A 22,120-nucleotide genomic window follows, 5' to 3' on the forward strand; every position below is an offset into this window, starting at 1 on the left:
AGCCTTCGAAGGCTTTTGGTCGCGGCCTGCGCATCTGTTTGGCAGCTTTCACGATGATTTGTGCCAAGTCGGCTTTTGCCATTTGTGCCGGGCGGCATAGTTGGGTCTAATGATGCCGCATCACCCTGAACGGAGCTTTGCCATGGCCGATACCGCAGCACTTGTCGCCGAGATCGAGGCGCTGGGCACGACCTTGGGCGAGGCGAAGGCCTCGATCAACCGCCGCTTCATCGGGCAGGAAAAGGTTGTGGACCTGGTTCTTGCCAGCATGCTGTGCGGCGGCCATGCGTTGCTGGTCGGTCTGCCGGGGCTGGGCAAGACCCGGCTGGTGGATACTTTGGGCACGGTGATGGGTCTCAAGGCGAACCGGATCCAGTTCACGCCTGACCTGATGCCAGCGGATATTCTGGGGTCGGAAGTGCTGGAAAGCAGCGCTGACGGCGGGCGGGCCTTCCGCTTTGTCGAAGGGCCGATCTTTTGCCAGCTTCTGATGGCGGATGAAATCAACCGCGCCTCGCCCCGGACGCAATCGGCGCTTTTGCAGGCGATGCAGGAAAAGGAAGTGACGATTGCCGGGCAGCATCGGCCGCTTGGCAAGCCGTTCCATGTGCTGGCCACGCAGAACCCGATCGAACAGGAAGGCACCTATCCCCTGCCCGAGGCGCAGCTTGACCGGTTCCTTGTGCAGGTCGATGTCGAATATCCGACTCGCGCGACCGAGCGGGACATTCTGATCGCCACCACGGGGGCCGAGGAGGCCGAGGCGCATCAGGTCTTCACCGCCGAAGGGTTGATCAAGGCCCAAGGCGTGATCCGCCGGATGCCGGTGGGCGATCAGGTGGTCGAGGCGATCCTTGACCTTGTCCGCGCCTGCCGTCCGGGTGAAGCGGAGGGGCGCGAACTGGCGGATTCGCTGTCATGGGGTCCTGGCCCCCGGGCGGCGCAGGCATTGATGCTGACGGTCCGCGCGCGGGCGCTGCTGGATGGGCGGCTCGCGCCGTCGATCAGCGATGTGGCGGACCTTGCGCAGGCGGTTCTCGTGCACCGAATGGCGTTGAGCTTTGCGGCGCGCGCGCGGGGCGAGACGTTGTCGGGCATCATCAGCCGCGTGACGGGCCGGGTCCTGGGCCTTGAGGCCGCCGCGTGAACGCAGCCCCCGATCTTCGTGCCCGGGCGGAAGCGTTAGGGCAGACGCTGCCCCCGCTTCTGGCCGAAGCCGAGATGTTGGCGGCGACCGTCATGCTGGGCGAACACGGGCGCAGGCGCGCGGGGCTGGGCGATGAGTTCTGGCAATACCGGCCCGCGCATCAGGGCGATTCTGCCCGGATGATCGACTGGCGGCGTTCGGCCCGCAGTGACGCGCATTTCGTGCGCGAACGCGAATGGCAGGCGGCGCAGTCGGTGACGCTTTGGGTCGATCCGGCGAAGTCGATGACCTTTACCGGCGACAAGGGCCGTGCGCCAAAGGGCGACCGTGCCAAGCTGCTGGCGCTGGCGCTGGCCGTCCTGCTGCTGCGCGGCGGCGAACGGGTGGGTCTGGCCGGTATGGCCAGCCCCCGCGCGGGCCGGACGCAGATGCTGCGGCTGGCGGCGCGACTGGCAGGTGAGGAGGCGGGCGCGGAATACGGCGCGCCGGAAACCGAAGGCATGGTCAGCCATGGCCGGGCGGTGTTCCTGTCCGATTTCCTTGGCGATCTGACGGCGGTTGAGGCAGGCCTTGCCCGGGCGTCGGACCGGGGGGTGAAGGGCGTCCTGATTCAGATCCTTGACCCGGCTGAGGAAGAATTTCCCTTCGACGGCCGCACGATCTTTGAATCGATGGGTGGCACGGTACGGCACGAAACCCAGCGCGCTGGCGATTTGCGCGACCGGTATCTGGCGCGCCTTGCCGAACGGAAGGACCGACTGGCCACGCTGGCCCGCGCGGTGGGATGGCATTTCACCACGCATCACACCGGCAACCCGGCGCAGTCGGCGTTGCTCTGGGCCTATGCCGCCTTGCAGGGGGGCCGCTGATGTTCATGGTCGGCCCCATCGGGTTTGCGGTGCCGTGGCTTTTGCTGGCGCTGATCGCCTTGCCGATCCTGTGGTTCCTTTTGCGCGCCGTGCCGCCCGCGCCGATCCGGCGGCGGTTTCCCGGTGTGGCGCTGCTGCTGGGCTTGAAGGACGAAGAGTCCGAGACGGACAAGACGCCGTGGTGGCTTTTGCTGCTGCGGATGCTGGCGGTTGCGGCGGCGATCATCGCCTTTGCCGGGCCGGTGCTGAACCCCGATGTGCGCGCGGGCGGGTCGGGGCCGGTTCTGGTGGTGGTCGATGGGTCTTGGGCTGACGCCCGCGACTGGCCGCGCCGGGTGGACAAGGCGGCGGCACTTGTCGCCGAGGCGGGGGCCGAGGGGCGTGCGGTCGCGCTGATCCGGCTGACGGACGCGCCTGAAGCGGTGGAGTTTCAGACCTCGGAAGCGTGGGAAGGTCGCGCGGCAGGTTTGCAGCCGCAGGCTTGGGCCCCGGCGGGGTTCGCCGATTGGGCGGCGGTCTTGCCGGATGGTGGGTTTGAAACGGTGTGGCTGTCCGACGGTCTGGCGCATGCTGGCCGTGACATCCTGCTGGACGCTTTGCAGGCGCGGGGGCCGGTCCGTGTGATCGAAAGCCCGCGCCCGGTGCTGGGGCTGCACCCGGCGGGGTTTGAGGAGGGCAAGGTTGTGGTCGCCGCCAGCCGGATGCCGGTGGGCGATGCCGTGTCGGTCGAGGTGATCGCGCGCGGGCCAGACCCTTCGGGCATCGAACGCGAACTGGCGCGGGTTACCTTGGGCTTTGCCGCCGGAATGGGCCGGGCTGAAGCGGTGCTGGACGTGCCGCCTGAACTGCGCAACCGGATCACCCGGTTTGAACTTGAGGCCGCGCGGACGGCGGGGGCGGTGTCCCTGACCGATGACAGCCTGAAGCGCCGCAAGATCGCGCTGATCGCGGGCGGCCCGGATCAGGAGGGGCTGCAGCTTTTGTCGCCGACCCACTATCTGCGGCAGGCCTTGGAGCCGGTGGCCGAGATCATCGAGGGCAGTCTGACAGACGTGCTGCTGGCCAACCCGGATGTCGTCATCCTCGCCGATGTGGCGCGGCTGACGCAAAGCGAGACCGACGCGACGTTGGACTGGCTGGAGGAGGGGGGGCTGCTTCTGCGCTTCGCCGGACCTCGGCTGGCGGCAAGTGACGTCAGCCGTTTTGATGAAGACCCGTTGTTGCCGGTGCGCCTGCGCGAAGGTGGGCGGTCGGTCGGCGGCACGATGAGCTGGGGCGAACCGAAGGCACTGGCCCCGTTCCCCGAGGGATCGCCGTTCTACGGGCTGGTGGCGCCGGATGACGTGGTGGTCCGGGCGCAGGTTCTGGCGCAGCCTGACCCGAACCTGACTGAACGGACGATTGCGGCGCTGGACGATGGCACTCCGCTCGTCACGCGCAAGGTGATTGGCGATGGGCAGGTCGTGCTGGTGCATGTGACGGCGAACGCCGAATGGTCGTCCCTGCCGCTGTCGGGCCTCTTCGTGCAGATGCTGGAGCGGTTGGCCGTGTCCACCCGGCCCGCGCTGCCGGAAGCGTCGGATCTGGCCGGGCAGATCTGGTCACCCGAGGTGGTGCTGGACGCCTATGGCCAATTGTCCGACGCGGGCGAATTGCCCGGCGCCGAGGGTGAGGCTTTGGCCGGGGCGATTGCGGCTGGCCCGACACTGGCCATGCCGCCGGGGCTTTATGCCGGGGCCGACCGGCGGGTGGCGTTGAATGTGCTGGCCCCCGAAACCGAGCTTTTGCCCGCCATATGGCCCGCTTCGGTGCCGGTGGAAGGGCTGGAAGGCCGGGAGGCACAGGCCCTGAAAGGCGCGTTCCTGACCGCTGGGCTGGCGCTGCTGCTGATCGACGTGCTGGCGGCGCTTTGGGTCGCGGGGCGGCTGTCCGGGCTGCGTCGGGGGGCTGCGGTGCTGCTGGTGGTGGCGCTTCTTCCGGTGGGCGAGGCGCGGGCACAGGACACGTCGCAGGACACCTCACTGCCCGATGACGCGCTGGCGCTGGAGGCGACGACGGCGGTGGTGCTGGGCCATGTGCTGACCGGCGACGCGCAGGTGGACGAGGTGGCGGCGGCGGGGCTGCTGGGCCTTGGGGACCGGTTGTGGCAGCGCACGTCGATTGAACCGCAACTGCCGATTGGCGTGGATATTGAACGCGATGAACTTGCCTTCTTTCCGTTCCTTTACTGGCCGATCACGGCGGGGCAGGCCCAACCCTCGGCCGAGGCCTATGAAAAGCTGAACCAGTATCTGCGCACTGGGGGCATGATCCTGTTTGACACGCGGGATGCGGATGTGGCCGGCTTTGGTGGTGCCACGGCTGAGGGTCAGACCCTGCAGCTTATCGCTTCGGGCCTTGATATCCCGCCGTTGGAGCAGATGCCGGGTGACCATGTGCTGACCCGCACTTTCTACCTTCTGCAGGAATTTCCCGGCCGCCATGCGCGCGGTGCCATCTGGGTGGAAGCCGCCCCGATGGCCGAGGCGGAGGCGGCGGAAGGCATGCCGTTTCGCAACCTCAACGACGGGGTGACCCCGGTCGTGATCGGTGGCAACGACTGGGCGGCGGCCTGGGCGGTGGATGAGATCGGGATGCCCTTGCTGCCGGTGGGACGGGGTTTTGCGGGCGAACGCCAGCGCGAGATTTCGTACCGGTTCGGGATCAACCTGATCATGCATGTGCTGACGGGCAACTATAAGTCGGATCAGGTGCATGTGCCTGCCCTTCTGGAAAGGCTGGGGCAATGACACAATCCATCGTCTTCGCGCCGCTGGTCAGCTGGCTGGTGATCTATGGCCTGGCGGCTGTGGCCGTGCTGCTGGTGGCCCTTGCGCTGTGGCGCGGGCTTGGCGGCTGGTGGCTGCGCGCGCTGGGCTTTGCGGCGGTGCTGGCGGCACTGGCCAACCCGGCCTTGCAAGAGGAAGAACGCGCGCCCCTGACGGATATTGTGATCCTGGTGGTGGACGAAAGCGCGTCGCAATCCCTGGGCGACCGCGCCGCGCAAGTGGCCGAGGCCATCGCGGCGGTCGAGGCCGAAGTGGCGGCGTTGCCGAACACTGAACTGCGTATCCACCGGGTGGGCGACGCCGAAGATGATGCCGGAACCTTGGCCCTGACCGCGCTGGCCGAGGCTTTGGCCGAAGAACCCCGCGCGCGGGTGGCCGGGGCGATCATGATCACAGATGGCCGGGTGCATGACCTTGGGCTGGTGCCGAACCTGCCCGCGCCCTTGCAGGTGCTGCTGACGGGCGAGGAGGCGGATTGGGACCGCCGTCTGGTCGTCAAGGACGCGCCGGCCTTTGCGATCATCGGCGAGGAATTCAACCTGACCCTGCGGATTGAGGATATCGGCGCTGTCCCCGCCTTTGCCGGGGGCGAGGCCGAGCTGACCATCTCGATCGATACCGAAGAACCGGCGACCTATACCGTGCCGGTCAATCAGGACCTTGATCTGCCGGTGACCCTGCCGCATGGCGGGATGAATGTGCTGCAGTTCAGCGTGGCCCCGATTGACGGCGAACTGACAGACCGCAACAACGCCTCGGCCATCCAGATCAACGGCGTGCGGGACCGGCTGCGGGTGCTCTTGGTGTCAGGTGAGCCGCATGCGGGCGAACGGGTCTGGCGCAACCTGCTGAAATCCGATGCCAGCGTCGATCTGGTCCACTTCACCATCCTGCGCCCGCCGGAAAAGCAGGACGGAGTGCCGGTCGACGAACTGTCGCTGATCGCCTTCCCGACGCGCGAATTGTTCATCGAGAAGATCGAGGAATTCGACCTGATCATCTTCGACCGCTACCGGATGCGGGGCATCCTGCCGATGTCCTACATTGAAAACGTTGTGAAATATGTGCGCGAGGGGGGACGGTGCTGGTTGCCGCAGGGCCGGAGTATGGGGCGGTGGACAGCCTTTACCGGTCGCCGCTGTCGGAAATCCTGCCGGTCGCACCCACGGCGCAGGTGGTCGAGGAAGGCTTTCGCCCGGCGCTGACCGATCTTGGCCGCCGCCATCCGGTGACCGAAGGGCTTGAGGAAGCCGCGCCCGAAGGCGGCTGGGGCCGCTGGTTCCGCGCGATCGAGGTGGAGTATCTGGATGGCCAGATCCTGATGACCGGCCCGCGTGATCTGCCCTTGCTGGTGCTGAACCGGGTGGATCAGGGGCGGATCGCGGTGCTGGCGTCGGACCATGCCTGGCTTTGGGGCCGGGGGTATGAAGGCGGTGGCCCGCAGTTGGAATTGTTGCGGCGTCTGGCGCATTGGATGCTCAAGGAGCCTGAACTGGAGGAAGAGACCCTGACCGCCGAAGTGCGCGGGCAGGCGGTGACCATCATCCGCCGGTCACTGGCCGAAGAGCCTCCGGGGCCGGTCACTGTCACCGGGCCGGATGGGGCGGAAGTCGTGCTGGAGATGCCGGAGACCGGGCCGGGACGGTTCGAGGCGGCATGGGAGGCGCCGATGCTGGGCCTGTACCGGCTGGAGCAGGGCGATCTGACCCGGGTGATAGCCGTGGGCCCGGCTGCCCCGCGTGAGTTTGTGGAAACCATCGCCACGGGCGACGATCTGGAGCCGCTGGCGGCGGCAACGCTGGGCGGCGTCACGCGGCTGGAGGATGGTATCCCGGATATCCGCACAGTGGCCGAGGGACGCCCTGCCGTTGGCCGTGGCTGGATCGGCGTCACCCCGCGTGAGGCCTATCTGACGGCGGATGTGAACGTGGCGGCGCTGCTGCCCGCGTGGATCTGGCTGCTGATCGCCGCAGGGCTGGCCATCGCGGCATGGCTGGTCGAGGGCCGGAAAGGCGCGCGGGCGGCCTGAGGCTTTGCCTTGCGGCCGGCGGCGGACCGGGGGTTTTCCACCCCCGGACCCCCGGAGAGTATTTCAAAAAGAGCAACTGCAGGGGGCGGGCTGGCCCATCTGCCAATTCCATTGGTTCGAATCGGTTGAATTGTCATCCTGAGCGCATTTGAGAGCGTGGGGGATTTGGAATGACGGATGTGGATGTGGTGGTCGTTGGCGCAGGCTGTGCCGGGCTGGCGGCGGCGAAGCGGCTGCGTGCGTCGGGGGCAAGTTTCGTCGTGCTGGAGGCGATGGGCCGGATCGGCGGGCGGGCCTGGACGACCAGCGATGATTTCGGCGTGCCCTTTGACATCGGCTGTGCCTGGCTGCACGCGGCGGACCGCAACCCGTTCTTCACCGAGGCTCAGGCCGCGGGATGGACCTTGCAGCATCACGATATGGGGCTGGATCACCTGTGGTTCGGCAAGCGCCGCGCCACGGATGCCGAGATGGCGGCAGAACGCCTGGCAGAGGCGGAGCTTGCCGCCTGTATCGAACGGCATCGAAGCGGGGATGACCGCTTGTCGTCAGTCGTTGAAGCCTGCCATGCGCTGCGGGTCAGCGCTACCTTCGCCGGGCCGATGGACTTTGGCGCCGATGACGACGAGATCAGCGTTGCCGATTACCGCAGTGCGGCGGACCTTGATCCGAACTATTTCACCAAGGAAGGCTTTGGCGCCTTGATCCACCGCTGGGGGGCGGATGTGCCGGTGCAGCTTGCGACCCCGGTCAGGCGCATCCGTTGGGATGGCCCCGGCGTCGAAGTGGAGACGGCAAAGGGCACAGTGCGCGCGCGGGCGGTGATCGTGACGGTGTCGACCGGCGTGCTTGCGTTCGAGGAGATCGCCTTCTCCCCTGATTTGCCCGACCCGCATCAGGAGGCGATCTTTGATCTGCCGATGGGTTTGCTGACCAAGGTGCCGGTGAAGGTGGAGGGGACGCGGCTGGGACTTTCGCCCTTCGACGACCTGCTGATGGAACGGCACGCGCGGCATGATCTTTACTTCCTGGCCTTCCCCTTTGACCTTGACCTGATGGTCGGTTTTGTCGGCGGCGACTTTGCCTGGGAGATGGAAGCTGCCGGGCGCGAGGCGGCGGTGGATTTCGTGACTGACCGGCTGGTGGACATGTTCGGATCTGACGCACGCAAAGCCGTGACCCATGGCGCGATGACCCATTGGGGGGCGGAACGCTATGTGCGCGGGGGGTACGCCGCCGCCCGGCCGGGCAAGGCGGCTGCACGGCAGGTCTTGGCAGAACCAGTCGGCGAGCGGATCTGGTTTGCGGGCGAGGCCTTGGCCGGTAGCCTGAAACAGACCGCTGCAGGGGCGCGGCTGTCGGGGGAAACCGTGGCGGGCAAGGTGGCGCTATGGCTCTCGCATCAGAAACACCCGGCGTGAGGCGGATGCGAACTCTCGCCTGAGCAGGACGGCCGTCGACAGGAATGTGCCGGCCAAAAGGCCCCAGGGACCAAGCAGCCAGCCAAGGGCGGCAAGGGCGAAATAGATCGACCGCAGCCCGCGGTTGAAGCTTTTGGCCGCAGTGATGTTGATCTCGGCCGCCTGTCCGGCGCGGTGAAAGGCAAGCGGATCGGTCGGCTCGTTCGGAACGGCGGCCATCAGGATCGAACAGTAGCCGAACAGCCGGTGCGCCCAGACGAACTTCAACAGCGCGTTGGACAAAAGACCGATCACGGGAAGCATGTGCAGGGCAACATCCTGCCCGCCGGTGGACAGGGGAAGCTCGGCCGTCAGCGTTTCCACCGCGCGGGCGTTGCCGATCACGGCGATGCCGCCCCCGATGGCGATCATGCAGGCCGAGGCGAAGAAGGCAGTGCCTTGCCGCAAGCTGTCGATCAGGGTGGCGTCGAAGATCCGCGGCTGGCGGGTGACGAAGGTGCGCATCCAGTCACGCCGGTAATCCTGCATCAGGATCGAGACGGACAGGTGCTTGCGCGGCGGGTTCTCGATCAGCCAGCCCGACAGAAGCCAAGCCGCCAGCAGCGCAAGCAGTGCGGCCATGTCGAGGAGCGGCAGGGTTTCGGGGATCAGGGACATGCGCGCAGCCTAGTTCGGGACGCCGGAGAACGGAAGAGACTGGGGCAGGCACGGATCATGGTGACGCGGTCGCGGAACAAGGGTCAGTAGGCACCCCTGCCCGACAGGACGGCGCGGGCGGTGCGGGCCAGGATGGACAGGTCGTTGGACAGGCGGCCATCGCGGGCATAGGCCACATCCATGCGCACCATGTCGTCAAACCCCACCTCGGCGCGGCCTGACACCTGCCAGAGGCCGGTGATGCCGGGAAGGACGGCCAGCCGCTCCATCGCGCTGGCGGGGTAAGCGCGCACTTCTTCGGGCAGGGCGGGGCGGGGGCCGACCAGCGACATCTCACCGCGCAGCACGTTGAAGATCTGGGGCAATTCGTCCAGCGACAAGCGGCGCAGCACGCGGCCGACAGGGGTGATGCGCGGGTCTTTGCGGGCCTTGAAGCACAGCCCCTCACGGTCGGACTGCGCCAGAAGGGCGGCGCGCCGGGCCTCGGCATCGGCGTGCATCGAGCGGAACTTGATGATCCCGAACGGGACACCGCCGCGCCCGATGCGGGTTTGCACAAAGAACACCGGCCCCGGCCCGGAAAGCCGCACGGCGACGGCGATGGCCAGCAAAAGCGGCCAGATGGCAAGGAGGCCAAGGATTACAAGCGTCAGGTCAAGCGGGCGTTTCCAGCGCGGCACCGGATGGGGGGCGGGCAGCGATTGCAGCGCGGGGCGGGCGTGGGCGGACGGAAAGGCGGGGGAATGGGTGAAGGCGAACATTTGGCAATCTCGTCAATGGTTAAGGAGGGAGTTGGGTGGATCAGGCAGGCAGGCCGGGGTCGCCGGCGCTGGCGTGGGTGAAGACAAGGGCACCGCCTTGGCGCGGCAGGTTGTCGAGCCGCAGGATATGGGCGGCAATGGATGCCTTGCGGTCGGCGGGTTGCACGTCGGCAAGGCCAAGATCGCTGGCCGACATCAGAAGTTCGGTCATCAGGCTGTTGGCCGGGCTTTGCGCACAGATCAGGATCAGATCCTGATCGGTGGCCAGATCAGCCAAGGTGCGGCGGATCGCGCCGATGCCCGCGCTGGTGTCGGTCAGCCGGGGGTCAAGCCCGGCGGGCAGGACGGAAAGGCCGTCGGCCATGGCCACAAGGGCGGGCTTCTGGTCAAGCAGCGCTTCGCGCCAACCGGGGCGGTCGGTCAGGCCAAGGGACTGCGTGATGCCCTGTTCGGACAGGTCCGTATCGATCAGCAGGACCCGGGTTCCGGCACGCACGAAGCTGCGCGCCAAGGCCAGCGCATCGTCGGCGGGTGCCCCTTGGTCCAGCCGGGCAAAGGTGAGCACGCGGGTCTTTCCCGGCGGCTGTGGATGGCGAAGTGGGAGGAGTTGAAGCGCATTGCGCAGCCGGTCAGGCTCGGACGCGGCGGGGCGGCGGCGGGGGACCACGCGCAGCACGGGCACCAGATGGCCAAAGCGGCTGAGGGCATCGGAATGGCGCACCCGGCCTGACAGAAGCCCCAGCATCAGCGCCACCGCGAAGGGAAGCACACCGCCGCCGGCCAGACCCGCCGCTGCCAGCATCTTGCTGCTGTCCTCGGCCGGTTCGGCGGGTTCGGTGGCGGGCGACAGGATCGCGGTATAGCCCGGAAGGGCGCGCCCGGCCTCAAGCCGGATCACCTCCAGCGCGCTGCTGGTTTCCTCCAGCAGTTTGCGCACATCGTCAGCTTCCTCCTTCAGGGCCGCCAGTTCGGCGCGCTTGCTGTTCAGGTCGCGGGCTTCGCTGCGAGCGGTGGCGAGGTTGGCCGTCACCTTTTCCAGCAGGGCGGCGATTTCGGCCTGGCTCGCCTCGGCATTGGCGCCGGACGTGTCGGTCAGCGCGCCGGTCTGGCCCAGCACCTTGATCTGCTCACGCCGCTCGGCCATGGCGCGGTCGATGACGGCAAGTTGTTCGCGCAGGTCGCGGACCTGATGGCTGTCAGCGGGATAGCGGAGAAGGAAGGTCGACAGTTCGGCTTCGCGCTTGGCACGTTCAAAGTTCAGGTCGGCCAGTGCGCGGTCCAGAAGGGTGGCGCGCATGATCTCGTCATCCGACATGTCGGCAGAGGATTCGCCGCTGGTGGTGCGCATGGCGGCCAGCGTTGCCTCTACCTCGGCACGGCGGGATTCGAGCGCGTCGATCTGGGCGATCTTTTCGACATGCGCCTTGGCCAGCGCGTCGATGCCGTATTCGCCCCCCACCTCCAGCGTGCGGCGGCGGATGTCGGCCTGTCGGGCCTGCAGGTCGGTCTCACGCGATTGCAGCTCGGCCAGGCGCACGTCGCTGCGGGCGGATTCCGCCTCGGCCTGCAGGTCGAGGTATGCCGCGACCACGGCGTTGACCTTGGCGGCGGCAAAGGCCGGGTCGCGCGATTTGGTGTTCAGCGTGATCAGGCTGTCGTTGCGCTTGATCTCGATCGAGCTTGCAAGGTCGCTCGCGGTCATGTCAGCGGCCAGTGCGGGCCAGTCCGCGGCGAGTGCGGCGCGGGCGCGGTCCATCACCGGGTTCGACGCGACCGAGGTCGTCTCGGCCTTCACGAAACTGTCGAAGGTCTTCAGCACGGAATCGTCGCCGGTGCGATACAGGATGTTGGATTCCTGCGGAAAAACCCGCAGGATCGCGCCGCTTTGATAAAGGCGCACCCCGGAAACATAGCCGCCAAAGGCGAAGGCCGGGCCGATGACCGCCGCCACCAGCCCCGCCGCCAGCCAGCGCCCCCGCATGGCGCGGGCAAGGCCGGCAAGCGGGCTTTGCTCGGGCGCGGCAGGCGGTTCGGCAAGCGGCAGCGGCTCGGCGGCTGCGATGTCGATGGAGGCGTTCGCGGTCATCGGATCAACCTTCCAGCGGCGTCGGCAGGCGGTTGGTCAAGTCGCGCTCCCACCGCTGGGCGGTGTCACGCTCGGTGGCCAGCAGCAGGCGGACCACGGCCATCACGGCAAGGAACACCGCAAGGTCGGGCCAGCGCGACGGGCGGGCCAGGGCGGCGCGCAGCATCGCGTGGGAGCCTTCGCCTACGGGCGCGGGGCGACCCATGGCAGTGATCGCGCGCGCGCCGCGCAGGGACCGGCGGCGCGTCTGGACCAGCGCGCGCAACGTGCGCGGGGCATGGGCGACAAAGCGGCAGGCGGGCACGAAGGCCACCTCGGCGGGGGCAAAGGCGCGGCGGATGAATTCGTCATCCGCCGTCAGGACGGGCAGTGGAAACACGCGGTCCACCCCGGCGGGCGACAGGGCGAAGAGGCCGCCAAACTTGCCGCGGGCGAAATAGGGGTTCATTTGCCAGGCGCGCACCCATGCCCGGACGCTGGCCGAGGCGGCGGCAGCGTTCACCTCCATCTGCCCGCAGGCGGCAAGCGCCTTCCCATGGATAAGGGCCGAAACCAGGGCCAGCACGGCAGCCGCCGTGACGTCAAGATCGGCATCCAGCACGACTACGGGCCGCCCGGGTTCGGCATGGGTCAGGCCCAGGTTCAGCGCGTGGCATTTTCCCGGGACAGGGGTTTCCAGCACCACGGCATCGGGTGCTGCACGCCGGGCGGCGGCGGCGGTATCGTCGCTGCAGGCGTTGGCGATGACGACAATCCGCAGCGATCCGCGCGCCAGTCCGGCTTGCAGGCCGGTCAGGGTGCGGGCGATGACGGTGCCTTCATTCCACGCTGGGACCAGAACGGTGGCCAGCGGTGTCATGCGCGCAGCCCCTGACGAAGGCCGAAGCCACGGCGGGAGGGTTGGCTTTCCTCGGTCCAGATGAAATCGCGCACCGCATCCAGAAGCCGGGCTGAGGCGACGCTGCTGCGGGCGGCAAGCGCCGGGTTATCCGCCCGCGCCAAGGCCGCGCTGATCGCCGTGCACAGGGCAGTGCTGTCTTCAACCACGGTCACATTCGACAGCGCAGACATTTCAGCCGCCGTATCGCGCTGATGGTCGTTGCGGTGTTCGCCCAGATCGGCGCGGCGCGGCATCAGGATCACCGGCTTGCCCGCCTCGATCGCGGTCAGGATACTGCCCATGCCGGCATGGGCGACGATCACCCGCGCTTGTGCCACGCAATCGGAATAGCGGCTTTGGTCAAGATGCGGCAGGCAGGTGAGGTTGCTGTAGGTTGTGGTGGTGCGGCCGGTCTGGGCCACCACCGGCACGTCGCGGTGCATCGAGGCCCAGGTGTCCACGGCGAGCAAGAGGCGGTCGAAGGGCAGTTGCGTGCCCACGGTTGCGAAGATCATGGCGGGGTCTTTCGTGGCTGGGTTATGGGTCAGAGAGTCTGGGGGGGTCAGAGGACAGCACCGCGGTACTGCGCGCCGGTCTGGGCGGCGACCGCGGGCCACTGGCTCAGCACCAGATCGGCGGCCTGCTGCGCCAGACGGGCCGACACCGACAGGTGCCGGGTGTTGGCGATGGAATCGATGAACACGGTCCGGGCACCGATCAGCCGCGCGATGCGGATCGCCAGATACCCGCCCGCCGCGCCGGTGGAGATCACCACATGCGGGCGCACCCGCAGCACGATCACCGCCAGCCGCAGCGCCGACAGGATCAGGCGCAGCTTGGTGTCCTTGTTTGCATCCGGATAGACATGGACCGGGGCCGGAGCCACCATGGCGCGGCTGGCGGGATCGACGGTGGCGTAATGGACGTCCGTCCCCTCAAACGCGGGGCGAAGGCGCATCAGCTGCACCCAATGGCCACCGCCCGAAGCGACGGCAAGGACCCGGCGACGATGGCGCGGGCGGGGAAGGTTGGTGGGCATGGGTCTCTCCGGTACGATGGGTCTTGTTGCCGGAAGGTCTAACCAGGAACGTCCCCAAACGCTTGTGTGCAAAAGGCTTTTTGGCAGAGCGGTGGGGTGGTGGGGCTATCCTTGCGGATAGGCCGCACGCCGGAGGAGGGGGGTCTGCAGGTCGTGGTAGAGATCAACCAGACGGCGGGCCTTGACGGGCCAGAGGCCCTCGGCCAGCACCCTGTCACGGGCACCCTGGCCAAGCGTGGCCAGCAGGGTGGGACTGCCGTGCAGGCGGCGGATGGCAGTGGCGATGTCGGCGGCATAGCGCGCCGGCGTGTTCACCGGCAGACGCAGGCCGCAGCTGTCATCCACGATGAAATCCGGACCACCGCGCGCGGCAGTCACCACCGGCAGGCCGTGGCGCATCGCCTCATACAGCACCCCGCCCGCCGGTTCGCGGAACGAGGGGAACACGAAGGCGTCGTGGCTGGCATAAAGCTCCTCAATCCGGGCGCGGGGCTGGGGGCCAAGGAAGGTGACACGGTCGGCCACGCCAAGGGTTTGCGCTTCGGCCTGACACAGCGCGATTTCTTCGCCCGCACCGGCGCTGGTCAGGGTGACATGCGGCAGGTCCGGCAGATGTGCCAGCGCCCGGACCGCATCACGCAGCCCCTTGGTACGCACCCCGCGCCCGACATGCAGCAGGCGCAGCTGGCCCGGCGTGATCGGGCTGGGGCGTGCCGGGGCTACGTCGTCGATGCCCAGTTCCAGCATCGGCTCGAACCGGCGAAGGGGGATGTCGGCCAGCACCTCGGCCACATAAGGTGCCACGCCAAGGATACAGGCGGCCCCCGAATAGCTGGCGCGGAGCCATGGGTCGTTGCGGAACCGAAACGCATCCAAGGCGCGCAGACGGGTGAACAGGGGGGCAGACCCCGCCTCGGCGCGGAAGGCTGCGGGCGTGTCTAGCGCGCCGCCCAAGGGGCCGATGACATAAGGAATGTCGAAGTGCCGCAACGGCGAGGCATAGCGCGCCGCCTGCGGCATCAGCTGATGCGCGACGTCGAACCGCTCACCTGCCGCGAGGGTCTTGGTCAGCCAGTGCCGCACATGGGCGGCGAACACCGGCCAGGCTGGCTTCAACATGGCGTTCAGCCGTTCGTGTTGCCGCGCCCAGGCAGGTTCCGGCCAAGTGACGACCCGCACGCCGGGCAGTTGCGTGGCAAGGGGCGTCCGGCCCGGCCGTTCAAAGGACAGGACCGTCAGCGTCACCAGCGGGGCCAGCGCCTCGGCCCATTTGAAGGCGACATAGGCTTCGCCCACGTCGGTGCCGTCGATGTTCGGCGCGATCAGAAGGATGTTCATGCGCGTTTCGCCTTTGGCCATGCGCTGGCGTAGCCCGCCACCACGCCGCGGAAATGCCGGGCGCGGTCGGCAGCACCGGGGCGGTGGAGAAGGGCCAGCGCGCCCCACCCCGCCGCGCGTGAGGCGTTGAACACCGCCAGCAACAGGTAACAGGCCAAGGCCCCCATCGGGCCGGAATGTTTGGCATGCAGCCGCACTGTGCCTTCGGTCAGCATCAGATCACGACGGTGGTTGAGGCGGCGCACCGACCCGCTACCGAAATGCGTGATCTCGCCCACCGGGACGAAGACCACATCCCAGCCGGCGCGGGTGAAGCGGCGGCACCAGTCGGTTTCCTCGCCGTAAAAGAAGAACGCCTCGTCCAACAGGCCCACAAGGGCCATCGCGCGGCGGCGCACGACCATCGCACAGCCCGAGATCACCTCGGCCCGGTGCAGGCGGGTCTGCCCGCAGTTCGGGGCTTCGTGCTTGTGCAGGCCCAGCGTCTGGCGGGCCAGCCGATACAGCGACGGAAACGCCGTGGCCGAGCTTTGCAGCGTGCCGTCCGCGTTCAGGATGCGGGGGCCAAGAACCGCCGCGCCGGGGTGGTCGTCCATCCAGGCCACCGTATCGGGCAGTACGGACCCATGCACCAGCGTGTCGGTGTTCAACAGCAGGACGTACCGCCCGCTCGCGCGCGACAGCGCCTGATTGTTGGCCGCCGCAAACCCCCGGTTGTCGGGGTTGGCGATCAGCCGGACCCTTGGAAACTCTTCGGCCAGCATCGCGGGCGATCCGTCGGTCGACCCGTTGTCGACGACCCAGACCTCGGCCTGCAATGTGCCCAAGCCCGCATAGACCGAGGCAAGGCAATCGCGCAGCAGGTCGCGGGTATTCCAGTTCACGATGACGATGGACAGGTCCATGGCAGGCTCCTTTGGGGTACGCGTGCTGGCTATCAGAACAGCCGCTGCGGCGGCGGGCGCAGGCGGGGGGTGCGGCGGGGCAAGGGGACAGGCCGCCCTATCCCTTTGGACGGCTCGACCTTGGCATCGTAAAGCCACGCGCCGGACCCGATCAGGAACAGGAACAGCACGAAAAGCGCGTTCCACAGGTGCACGGTGGCAGCGGCGACGGTGATGCCGAACAGCGTGAACGCCCAGGCATGGCGGGCGCGCTTCCATTCCGGCGGCAGGCCCTTGCGACGCCCCACCGCGTAGATCAGCCCCAGCATCAGCCCCACAAGCAAGGCCCAGGCCGGCAGGCCGTAACGCATGGCGATCAGAAGCCAGAAGTTGTCCATGCTGTCCGACATCCAGACCGGGCGCACCCAATCCCCCAGCCCGATGCCAAGAAGGGGGTGCCGTGCCACCTCGGCTGTCCCGTATTCGAACAGCAGGATGCGGTTGTAGGCCGAGACGGTGGAGAAGGTGAAATAGGTGACAAAGACGTGGAACGGTGTGCGGTTGGAAAACAGGTCAATGCAGAGGTAGATCACGCCGAACAGCGCAAACAGCATCCGCCAGCGCCCGGCGATGCGGCCAAAGACCCGCTCCCAGCCTGCGACGAACATCTGCATCATCAGAACGACATAAGGCCCGCCCGAGGCGGACAGGAAGGTGGCCGTGGCGACGCCGATCACCTTGGCCATGCCGCCCCAGTTCGTCAGCCGCTTTTCCGCCAGCACGAAATAGGCCAGCGAGAATGCCGCCGCCGAGAACACGCCATAGAGGATGGGGTGGTCGAAGGGGCCGAAGGTCCGCTCCAGCCCCATGCGCTGTTCAATGAACGGGGCGGGCGCGCCGCCGGTGGCGCCCGCGATCCCGTCATGCAGGATGTGGACCGAGGTCAGCGCCTCGGGGATGGTGAAGGCCAGCATCCCCACCACGATCATCACATAGGCCTGCGCCAGCGCGCGGAAGTCCTGATAGCTGCGGATGTAGAGGCGACCGAGGAGATAGGACCCCGCAAACTCGACAATGTAGATGCCACCGGATTCGATGCCCTGCTGCAGCCCGCCCCAGTTGACCAGCGCCACCAGCGCCAGTCCCGCATGCCCCAGCGCCAGCGCGTCGAACAGGTGCGGCTTGCCGTAACGGCCCGAAAACAGCATGACCAGCATCGGCACGAACATCACCAGCAGGACCATGCGGTAGACCGACAGCCGCAGTCCGCCAAGGCTGACCCCGACCGAGGTCGGCATCATCATGCCCAGAAAGAACAGCGCGACGACAATCGGCACGCCCAGCACGGTGCCCTTGCGGCGGGTAAGGGTGTTGGCCATGGCGTCAGGCCCGGGCCAGGCGTGGGGCCAGCATCGGGCGCTCCACCAGATGCCAGCTGACAGCGGCCAAAGGCAGCGTCACGGCCAGCGTCAGGGCCGCCAGCACAAGCGGCGTCAGGCCCGGCAGGTGGTGCATCAGGCTCTGCGCCACAGGCCAGCCCAGCAGATAGAGGCCATAGGACAGGTCCTGCCGCAGGGGACGCGCGGGCAGCCTGAACGCTAGCATCAGCAGGCCATGCCCAAGGGCCGCCACCGCAAGCGGCCATCCCAGCGGGGCCAGTACGACCAGCGCCAGCGTCACGCGGGGCGACAGCGGCAGGAGGTCGTGCAAGGCGTGGGCCAGCATGCCAAGGGTAAAGGCCAGGAACAGCGGCGCAAAGGTGTCGGCGCGCGCGGGCAGGTCCGGGGCCGCCCACAGCGCCAGCGCCGCCACCGCCAAGGCCACAAGCCCCGCCCGGTGCCGGAGCAGCCCCAGTTTCACGGCGGCAAGGCACAGGGCATAGGCCGTCACCTCATGCGACAGGCTCCACAGCGGCCCGTTCGCCACGCCGGGCATGGGTGCGGCGGCAAAGGCACCGGGCAGATGATGCTCCAGCGAAAAGAGGGTGATCCCGCGCAGGACATAGGTCGCAGACACTGCGGGTGTCAGCGCTGCGCCAGACAGCATGGCCAGCAGCAGTGTCACCACAAGCGCAAAGCCAAGTCCCGGCAACAGGCGCAGCCCCCGCGCCGTCCAGAAGGACCAAGCGGTGTGACGCTCGGCGCTTCCCGCGATCAGGAGGCCGGAAAGGAAGAAGAACCCCGCCACCGCCCATCCGCCCAGCGAATGGCCGGTCAAGGTCTCCAGCGGCTCGGGCGTGGCTGCGCCAAGGGCCATCGGCCAGGCGTGGCTGACGATCACTGCCGCCGCCAGCAGCAACCGTAGCGCGTGCAGGTTGTTCCCCCGGCCCGAGGTCATGGCTTGAGACAGGGTCATGCTTCCGTTTCCCGGATCGTTACAGGCCGCCAGAGGCGCAGCCGCGCTATCCGGCGGACGGTGCCCGCGACAGATGACAGCCGCGCCCGCCACGGCAGCGCGCGCCATGCCGCGAACAGCGGCAGGCCACGGTCGGCGGGCACGGGCAGCCCCATGGCGCGCATCGCCAGCCGGCGGCCCCAGACCGCCCCTTGCGCCGCCACCAGATTGGGTTGCGCCCGGGCGATCACGTCATCTGGCTGCGCCTGCGCCACCAAGACCCCCGCCGCCAGCGCCGCCTGCACCAGCCGCAGCCCCGCCGGCGTGCGCGCGATGATCAGCGACCGCCCCGCGTCGGTATGCCCCTCGGGCGGGTTGTGCCATGGGTCGCCGACCGAGATGTCGGCCAGCGCCCCGGTGTGATCGGTGCAGATCCGGCAGCGCCAGCGCCGTTCGGCCTGCAGGATGCCGCCCCAGCCTGCGGCATAGGGGATGCCCTCGGACTGCTGCTCCACCCCGTCCGCATCGCGGTAGCGCGCCTGCATCAGCCCCGGCCAGCCGTTGCCGCGATAGCGCAGGTCGGTCAGCGTGGCATCCTTTGGCACGCCCAACCGGTTCAACAACCGGTCAGTCGCCACAAGATTGGGCGCCCCGGCGCAGAAGATGGCGATGGTCAGCGGCAGTTTGGCGGCCAGCGTCGGGTCGGCCTTGGCGCGGGTGACCGAGGCCACGTCGCAGGGTTTGCCGATGAAGGCGACGGGGACGGCCCCGGCGGCAATCGCGCCCAAAGCCTCGGCCGGGCTGGCCTGCGCATAGCGCGACCCCGCACCCCGCAACAGGCCCTCGCGGTCATGGCTGATGACGGCCTCGTTCAGGCGCGGATCGTCCCGGCGCGCGGCGATATGGGCCACCCCGCCCGCCAGCCCCGACTGCAGCGCGAACAGCGCGAGCGCTGTGACTGCCCCACCTGACGATCCGCGATGGCGGATTTCGGGGTCGGCGGCATGGCCCTCCCATGCGGCAAGGACGGGGCCAAAGCCGTCATGCGCGGGCAGGGTGCGGAAATCGGTGCCAGTTCCGGCGCACAGGGTTGCGGCCTTCACGGCGGCGGCGCGGCCCTCTGGGGTGGGGGCCACGACGGGGCGGCGGCCGTTCACCGGGTCGTCCACCATGCGGATGGCGGCGGGAAAGGCCCCGGCGCAGGCACCGCAGCCGGTGCAGAGGTTGCGGGCAACGGCGCGGGTGATCGGGTCAGGACGGGTCATATGCGGACTTTCGACAGTGACGGGAACAGGACGCCGCGCGCCAGATGCAGGGCGCGGCAGGTGGCGGCGGCCTCGCCCACCGCAGCGGCGGCGGCGATGGCGGTCAGGGGCAGGCCAAGCGTGGCGGCGATCAGGGCGGGCACCAGCGCGCCAGCGCGCCACAGGTTGGCCCGGGCCGGGTCACCAGTGCGGCCAAGGATGACGGCCAGTTGCGACAGAGGGGTGCGCAGGATGCGTGCCCCGGCGGCAAGGCCAAGGGCCAGCGCCAAGGCGGGGTCGGGGCGGAAGGCAGGCCCGTAGACCAGCGCGATGCACGGCGGGGCGGCCAGCGTGAACCCTGCCGCAAAGCCAAGCCCAAGGCCGAGATGCCCCAGCACCGCCCGGCGGGACAGGTCAACTAGCGCCGCGCCCGAGATCCCGCGCAGACCTGGGGCAAGCAGTGACCCCGCCGCGCGCCCGGCGATCTGCGCGGGCAGCATCGCCAGTTGCAGCGCCACGCCATACACCGCGACAGCAGCCCAGCCATACCAGCCCGCCACGATCAGCCGGTCCGCCTGAAAGGTCAGGAACATCAGGCCCGCATTAAGCACCAGCGGCGCGCCAAAGCGCAGCACCTCCGCCAGCACCGCCCGGTCGAAGGCCATCTGGTACGGCACGCGCGCCACCAGATGCGACAGCACCACCTGCGCCCCGGCCTGCATCAGAAGCACCACCAGCATCGCCCGATGGTCGCCCCACAAGGCCAGCGCCGGCAGAAGTGCGGCCAGCATGGCCAGCACGGACCCGCCTTCAACCACGGCCATCGGCCAAAGCCGCATCTCGCGTTCGTCCAGCCGGTAGGCCAGATGCAGACCGCCGCGCAGCAGCGGCGCAAGGGCAAGCGCGGCATAGGTCGCCGCACTGGCCCCATCCGGCAGGCTTACGGTCATCGGCAAGGCCATGGCGACCAGCAGCGCGGCCATCCCCAGACCGCGCAACAGCACCGCCCCATGCAGGGCTGCAAGCATCTGCGGCGCCATGGCCCCCGGTTGCCGGATCAGGAACCGCTCGATCCCCACATCGCTGACCATCTCGGCCAGCCGCAGCACCAGTGTCAGCACCAGCGCACGGCCCAGTTCCTCGCCCCCGATCATGCGGGCGAGGATGGCGGAACGGGCCAGCGCAGCCGCCTCGGACATGAGCGGCACCGACCAGCCGATGAGACGGGCGGAAAGGCGCATCGGATCAGCTACGGATCTGGTGGACGATGGCATCCATCTGCGCCTCGGCCCGCCGCAGCAGGTCAGGCAGCCGGTTGCCCAGATCGCAGCGCGTCGCTTCGCGCGCGGCAAGCGAGACGCGCACCGCCTGCGCCAGCGCGGGCGCGTCCAGACGGCGCAGGTCGGCCACATGGTCGCCGATCCCGCATTGCGCAAAGACGCCAGCCGCCTTGTCGGAATATCCCAGACCCAGAGTCGGCGTGCCCGAGGAGAAGGCGCCGATGGTGGCATGCATCCGCGCGCCCGCGAACCAGGACAGCCGCGACAGCACCCATTTCAGTTCGGTTGCGTCCAGACGGCCCGGCAGCACCTCCACCCGGTCGGGATAATCGGCATCCAGCCGCGCCTTCAGCGCCAGTGACGCCGCAAGGTCGCTTTCGCGGTCGCCCAGGTCGCGGTGGACATGCGGCACCAGAAGCAGGCGCATGTGGGGGTCCTGCTCCAGCACGGCACGCGCCGCAGCCTCGATCTGGCTGTCATGGCGGTCCGCCAGACCAAAGGTCGCCTGCGCCCCGGCCGCGTCCTGCATCAAGAGGCCCGACACGTTCAGCCCCGCCACCGGAAAGCCGCGGGCATGGGATGTCCACACCCGCAACCGGGGCGACAGATCGGCGGGTTCGCGGCGGGGCAGGGCTACTGCCATGTCCAGGCCCAGACAGTGGCGGTCGGGGTCGAACCGGGGGCCAAGCGCATCGCGAAGAAAGTCGAAGCTGGCGGCGTCACGCACCCAGACGGCGCGGGCGGCGGCAAGGATCGCCACCGCCTCGGCGCGGTTGGCCGGGTCGCGGAACGGCCCCAGCGTCTGCGGCAGCAGGATCAGCGGCAGCCCGTTGTCCAGCGCCAGCCGCTTGGTCAGCACCATGGCCCGAAACCGGCGCGGGCCGTAAAGGTCGGTAAAGCTGTCGCCCCCCGAGACGTCCAGAATGGCGCGCGACCCGGCGATCATCCGGGCCGAGGCGCTGGGCCCCCCGCCGATGCGGGCCAGCGCCCGCACCGTGGCAAGGCTGTCGCCGCGCCAGAACCGCCGGTTGTGCGTCAGGCCCAGACGGCTGACCCGGGCAAAGCCCATGTCGTCCATCCGCACGCCGCGGCCGTGGTCTGCCACAGCCAGTGGCCCGGCCTCGCGCGCAGCCAGACCGGCCAGCGCGGACAGGCACAGGGCACTCACCCCTTGGTTGCCCGTGTCGGGCGCGGCATTCAGCAAGGTGATCATATTCATTGCCTTTGAAAAGGTGTTGACGGCATTCCGAATATCCGCGCCACATATGCTGTGTCTGCTACAAGGCGGGATAGGTTTCGGGTCCAAGCGAAGCACTTAGGCAA

General features: G+C 68.4%; 17 protein-coding genes and 1 pseudogene. 5 read left to right on the forward strand and 13 right to left on the reverse strand.

The genetic code is table 11. The features are described 5' to 3' along the window. Window positions 1-142: 142 nt before the first annotated feature. From EI545_RS14265 to EI545_RS14285, 5 genes and pseudogenes are all read left to right on the forward strand, one after another. Entirely contained in the window at window positions 143-1,147 is a 1,005-nt protein-coding gene (locus EI545_RS14265) for an AAA family ATPase (RefSeq protein ID WP_125326094.1), read from the forward strand. Then, window positions 1,144-2,016: a DUF58 domain-containing protein gene (locus EI545_RS14270; protein ID WP_245990050.1), complete on the forward strand. Its 873-nt coding sequence runs from the start codon at window positions 1,144-1,146 to the stop codon at window positions 2,014-2,016. Before EI545_RS14265 ends, EI545_RS14270 begins: the two co-directional genes overlap by 4 nt. Then, window positions 2,016-4,805, forward strand: coding sequence for a DUF4159 domain-containing protein (locus EI545_RS14275; protein WP_125326095.1), 2,790 nt, complete (start codon window positions 2,016-2,018; stop codon window positions 4,803-4,805). The genes EI545_RS14270 and EI545_RS14275 overlap by 1 nt, the downstream gene beginning before the upstream one ends. After that, a pseudogene (locus EI545_RS14280) lies at window positions 4,802-6,873 on the forward strand (hypothetical protein). The gene EI545_RS14275 and the pseudogene EI545_RS14280 overlap by 4 nt, the downstream one beginning before the upstream one ends. 170 nt (window positions 6,874-7,043) lie before the next feature. Then, on the forward strand, window positions 7,044-8,294 hold the full coding sequence (locus EI545_RS14285; protein WP_125326096.1) for a flavin monoamine oxidase family protein: 1,251 nt from the start codon (window positions 7,044-7,046) through the stop codon (window positions 8,292-8,294). On the opposite strand, the gene EI545_RS14290 is transcribed toward EI545_RS14285, so the two are convergent. The 13 genes from EI545_RS14290 to EI545_RS14350 form a co-directional block, all read right to left on the reverse strand. After that, the gene (locus EI545_RS14290; protein WP_125326097.1) at window positions 8,262-8,951 is read right to left on the reverse strand and encodes a DUF599 domain-containing protein; all 690 of its coding nucleotides are present in this window, start codon (window positions 8,949-8,951) and stop codon (window positions 8,262-8,264) included. The two genes, EI545_RS14285 and EI545_RS14290, sit on opposite strands and share 33 nt — an antisense overlap. 83 nt (window positions 8,952-9,034) lie before the next feature. Continuing rightward, a complete protein-coding gene (locus EI545_RS14295; RefSeq protein WP_125326098.1) occupies window positions 9,035-9,712 on the reverse strand; it encodes a sugar transferase in 678 nt (225 codons plus the stop codon). 40 nt (window positions 9,713-9,752) lie between these two features. Beyond that, window positions 9,753-11,798, reverse strand: coding sequence for a GumC domain-containing protein (locus EI545_RS14300; RefSeq protein ID WP_125326099.1), 2,046 nt, complete (start codon window positions 11,796-11,798; stop codon window positions 9,753-9,755). A 4-nt stretch (window positions 11,799-11,802) separates the two neighbouring features. Beyond that, window positions 11,803-12,657, reverse strand: a complete 855-nt coding sequence (locus EI545_RS14305) for a glycosyltransferase family 2 protein (protein ID WP_125326100.1) — start codon at window positions 12,655-12,657, stop codon at window positions 11,803-11,805. Further along, entirely contained in the window at window positions 12,654-13,193 is a 540-nt protein-coding gene (locus EI545_RS14310; RefSeq protein ID WP_125326101.1) for a glycosyltransferase, read from the reverse strand. The genes EI545_RS14305 and EI545_RS14310 overlap by 4 nt, the downstream gene beginning before the upstream one ends. Window positions 13,194-13,240: 47 nt before the next feature. Beyond that, window positions 13,241-13,717, reverse strand: a complete 477-nt coding sequence (locus EI545_RS14315; RefSeq protein ID WP_125326102.1) for a glycosyltransferase family protein — start codon at window positions 13,715-13,717, stop codon at window positions 13,241-13,243. A gap of 105 nt (window positions 13,718-13,822) precedes the next feature. Continuing rightward, window positions 13,823-15,055, reverse strand: coding sequence for a glycosyltransferase family 4 protein (locus tag EI545_RS14320; protein ID WP_125326103.1), 1,233 nt, complete (start codon window positions 15,053-15,055; stop codon window positions 13,823-13,825). Continuing rightward, entirely contained in the window at window positions 15,052-15,960 is a 909-nt protein-coding gene (locus tag EI545_RS14325; RefSeq protein WP_125326104.1) for a glycosyltransferase family 2 protein, read from the reverse strand. Before EI545_RS14325 ends, EI545_RS14320 begins: the two co-directional genes overlap by 4 nt. 32 nt (window positions 15,961-15,992) lie before the next feature. Further along, the gene (locus EI545_RS14330; protein ID WP_125326105.1) at window positions 15,993-17,318 is read right to left on the reverse strand and encodes an O-antigen ligase family protein; all 1,326 of its coding nucleotides are present in this window, start codon (window positions 17,316-17,318) and stop codon (window positions 15,993-15,995) included. A gap of 4 nt (window positions 17,319-17,322) precedes the next feature. Continuing rightward, window positions 17,323-18,294, reverse strand: coding sequence for an acyltransferase family protein (locus tag EI545_RS14335; RefSeq protein ID WP_164517303.1), 972 nt, complete (start codon window positions 18,292-18,294; stop codon window positions 17,323-17,325). After that, window positions 18,291-19,538 (reverse strand): Coenzyme F420 hydrogenase/dehydrogenase, beta subunit C-terminal domain, encoded by a 1,248-nt coding sequence (locus EI545_RS14340; protein ID WP_125326107.1) that lies wholly within the window; start codon window positions 19,536-19,538, stop codon window positions 18,291-18,293. Before EI545_RS14340 ends, EI545_RS14335 begins: the two co-directional genes overlap by 4 nt. Beyond that, on the reverse strand, window positions 19,535-20,758 hold the full coding sequence (locus tag EI545_RS14345; RefSeq protein WP_164517304.1) for an oligosaccharide flippase family protein: 1,224 nt from the start codon (window positions 20,756-20,758) through the stop codon (window positions 19,535-19,537). Before EI545_RS14345 ends, EI545_RS14340 begins: the two co-directional genes overlap by 4 nt. A gap of 4 nt (window positions 20,759-20,762) precedes the next feature. Continuing rightward, window positions 20,763-22,010 carry a polysaccharide pyruvyl transferase family protein gene (locus EI545_RS14350; RefSeq protein ID WP_164517305.1) on the reverse strand — a complete coding sequence of 416 codons (1,248 nt, stop codon included), beginning with the start codon at window positions 22,008-22,010 and terminating at the stop codon, window positions 20,763-20,765. Between the last annotated feature and the right edge of the window lie 110 nt (window positions 22,011-22,120).

Source organism: Tabrizicola piscis, assembly GCF_003940805.1.
GTDB lineage: Bacteria > Pseudomonadota > Alphaproteobacteria > Rhodobacterales > Rhodobacteraceae > Tabrizicola > Tabrizicola piscis.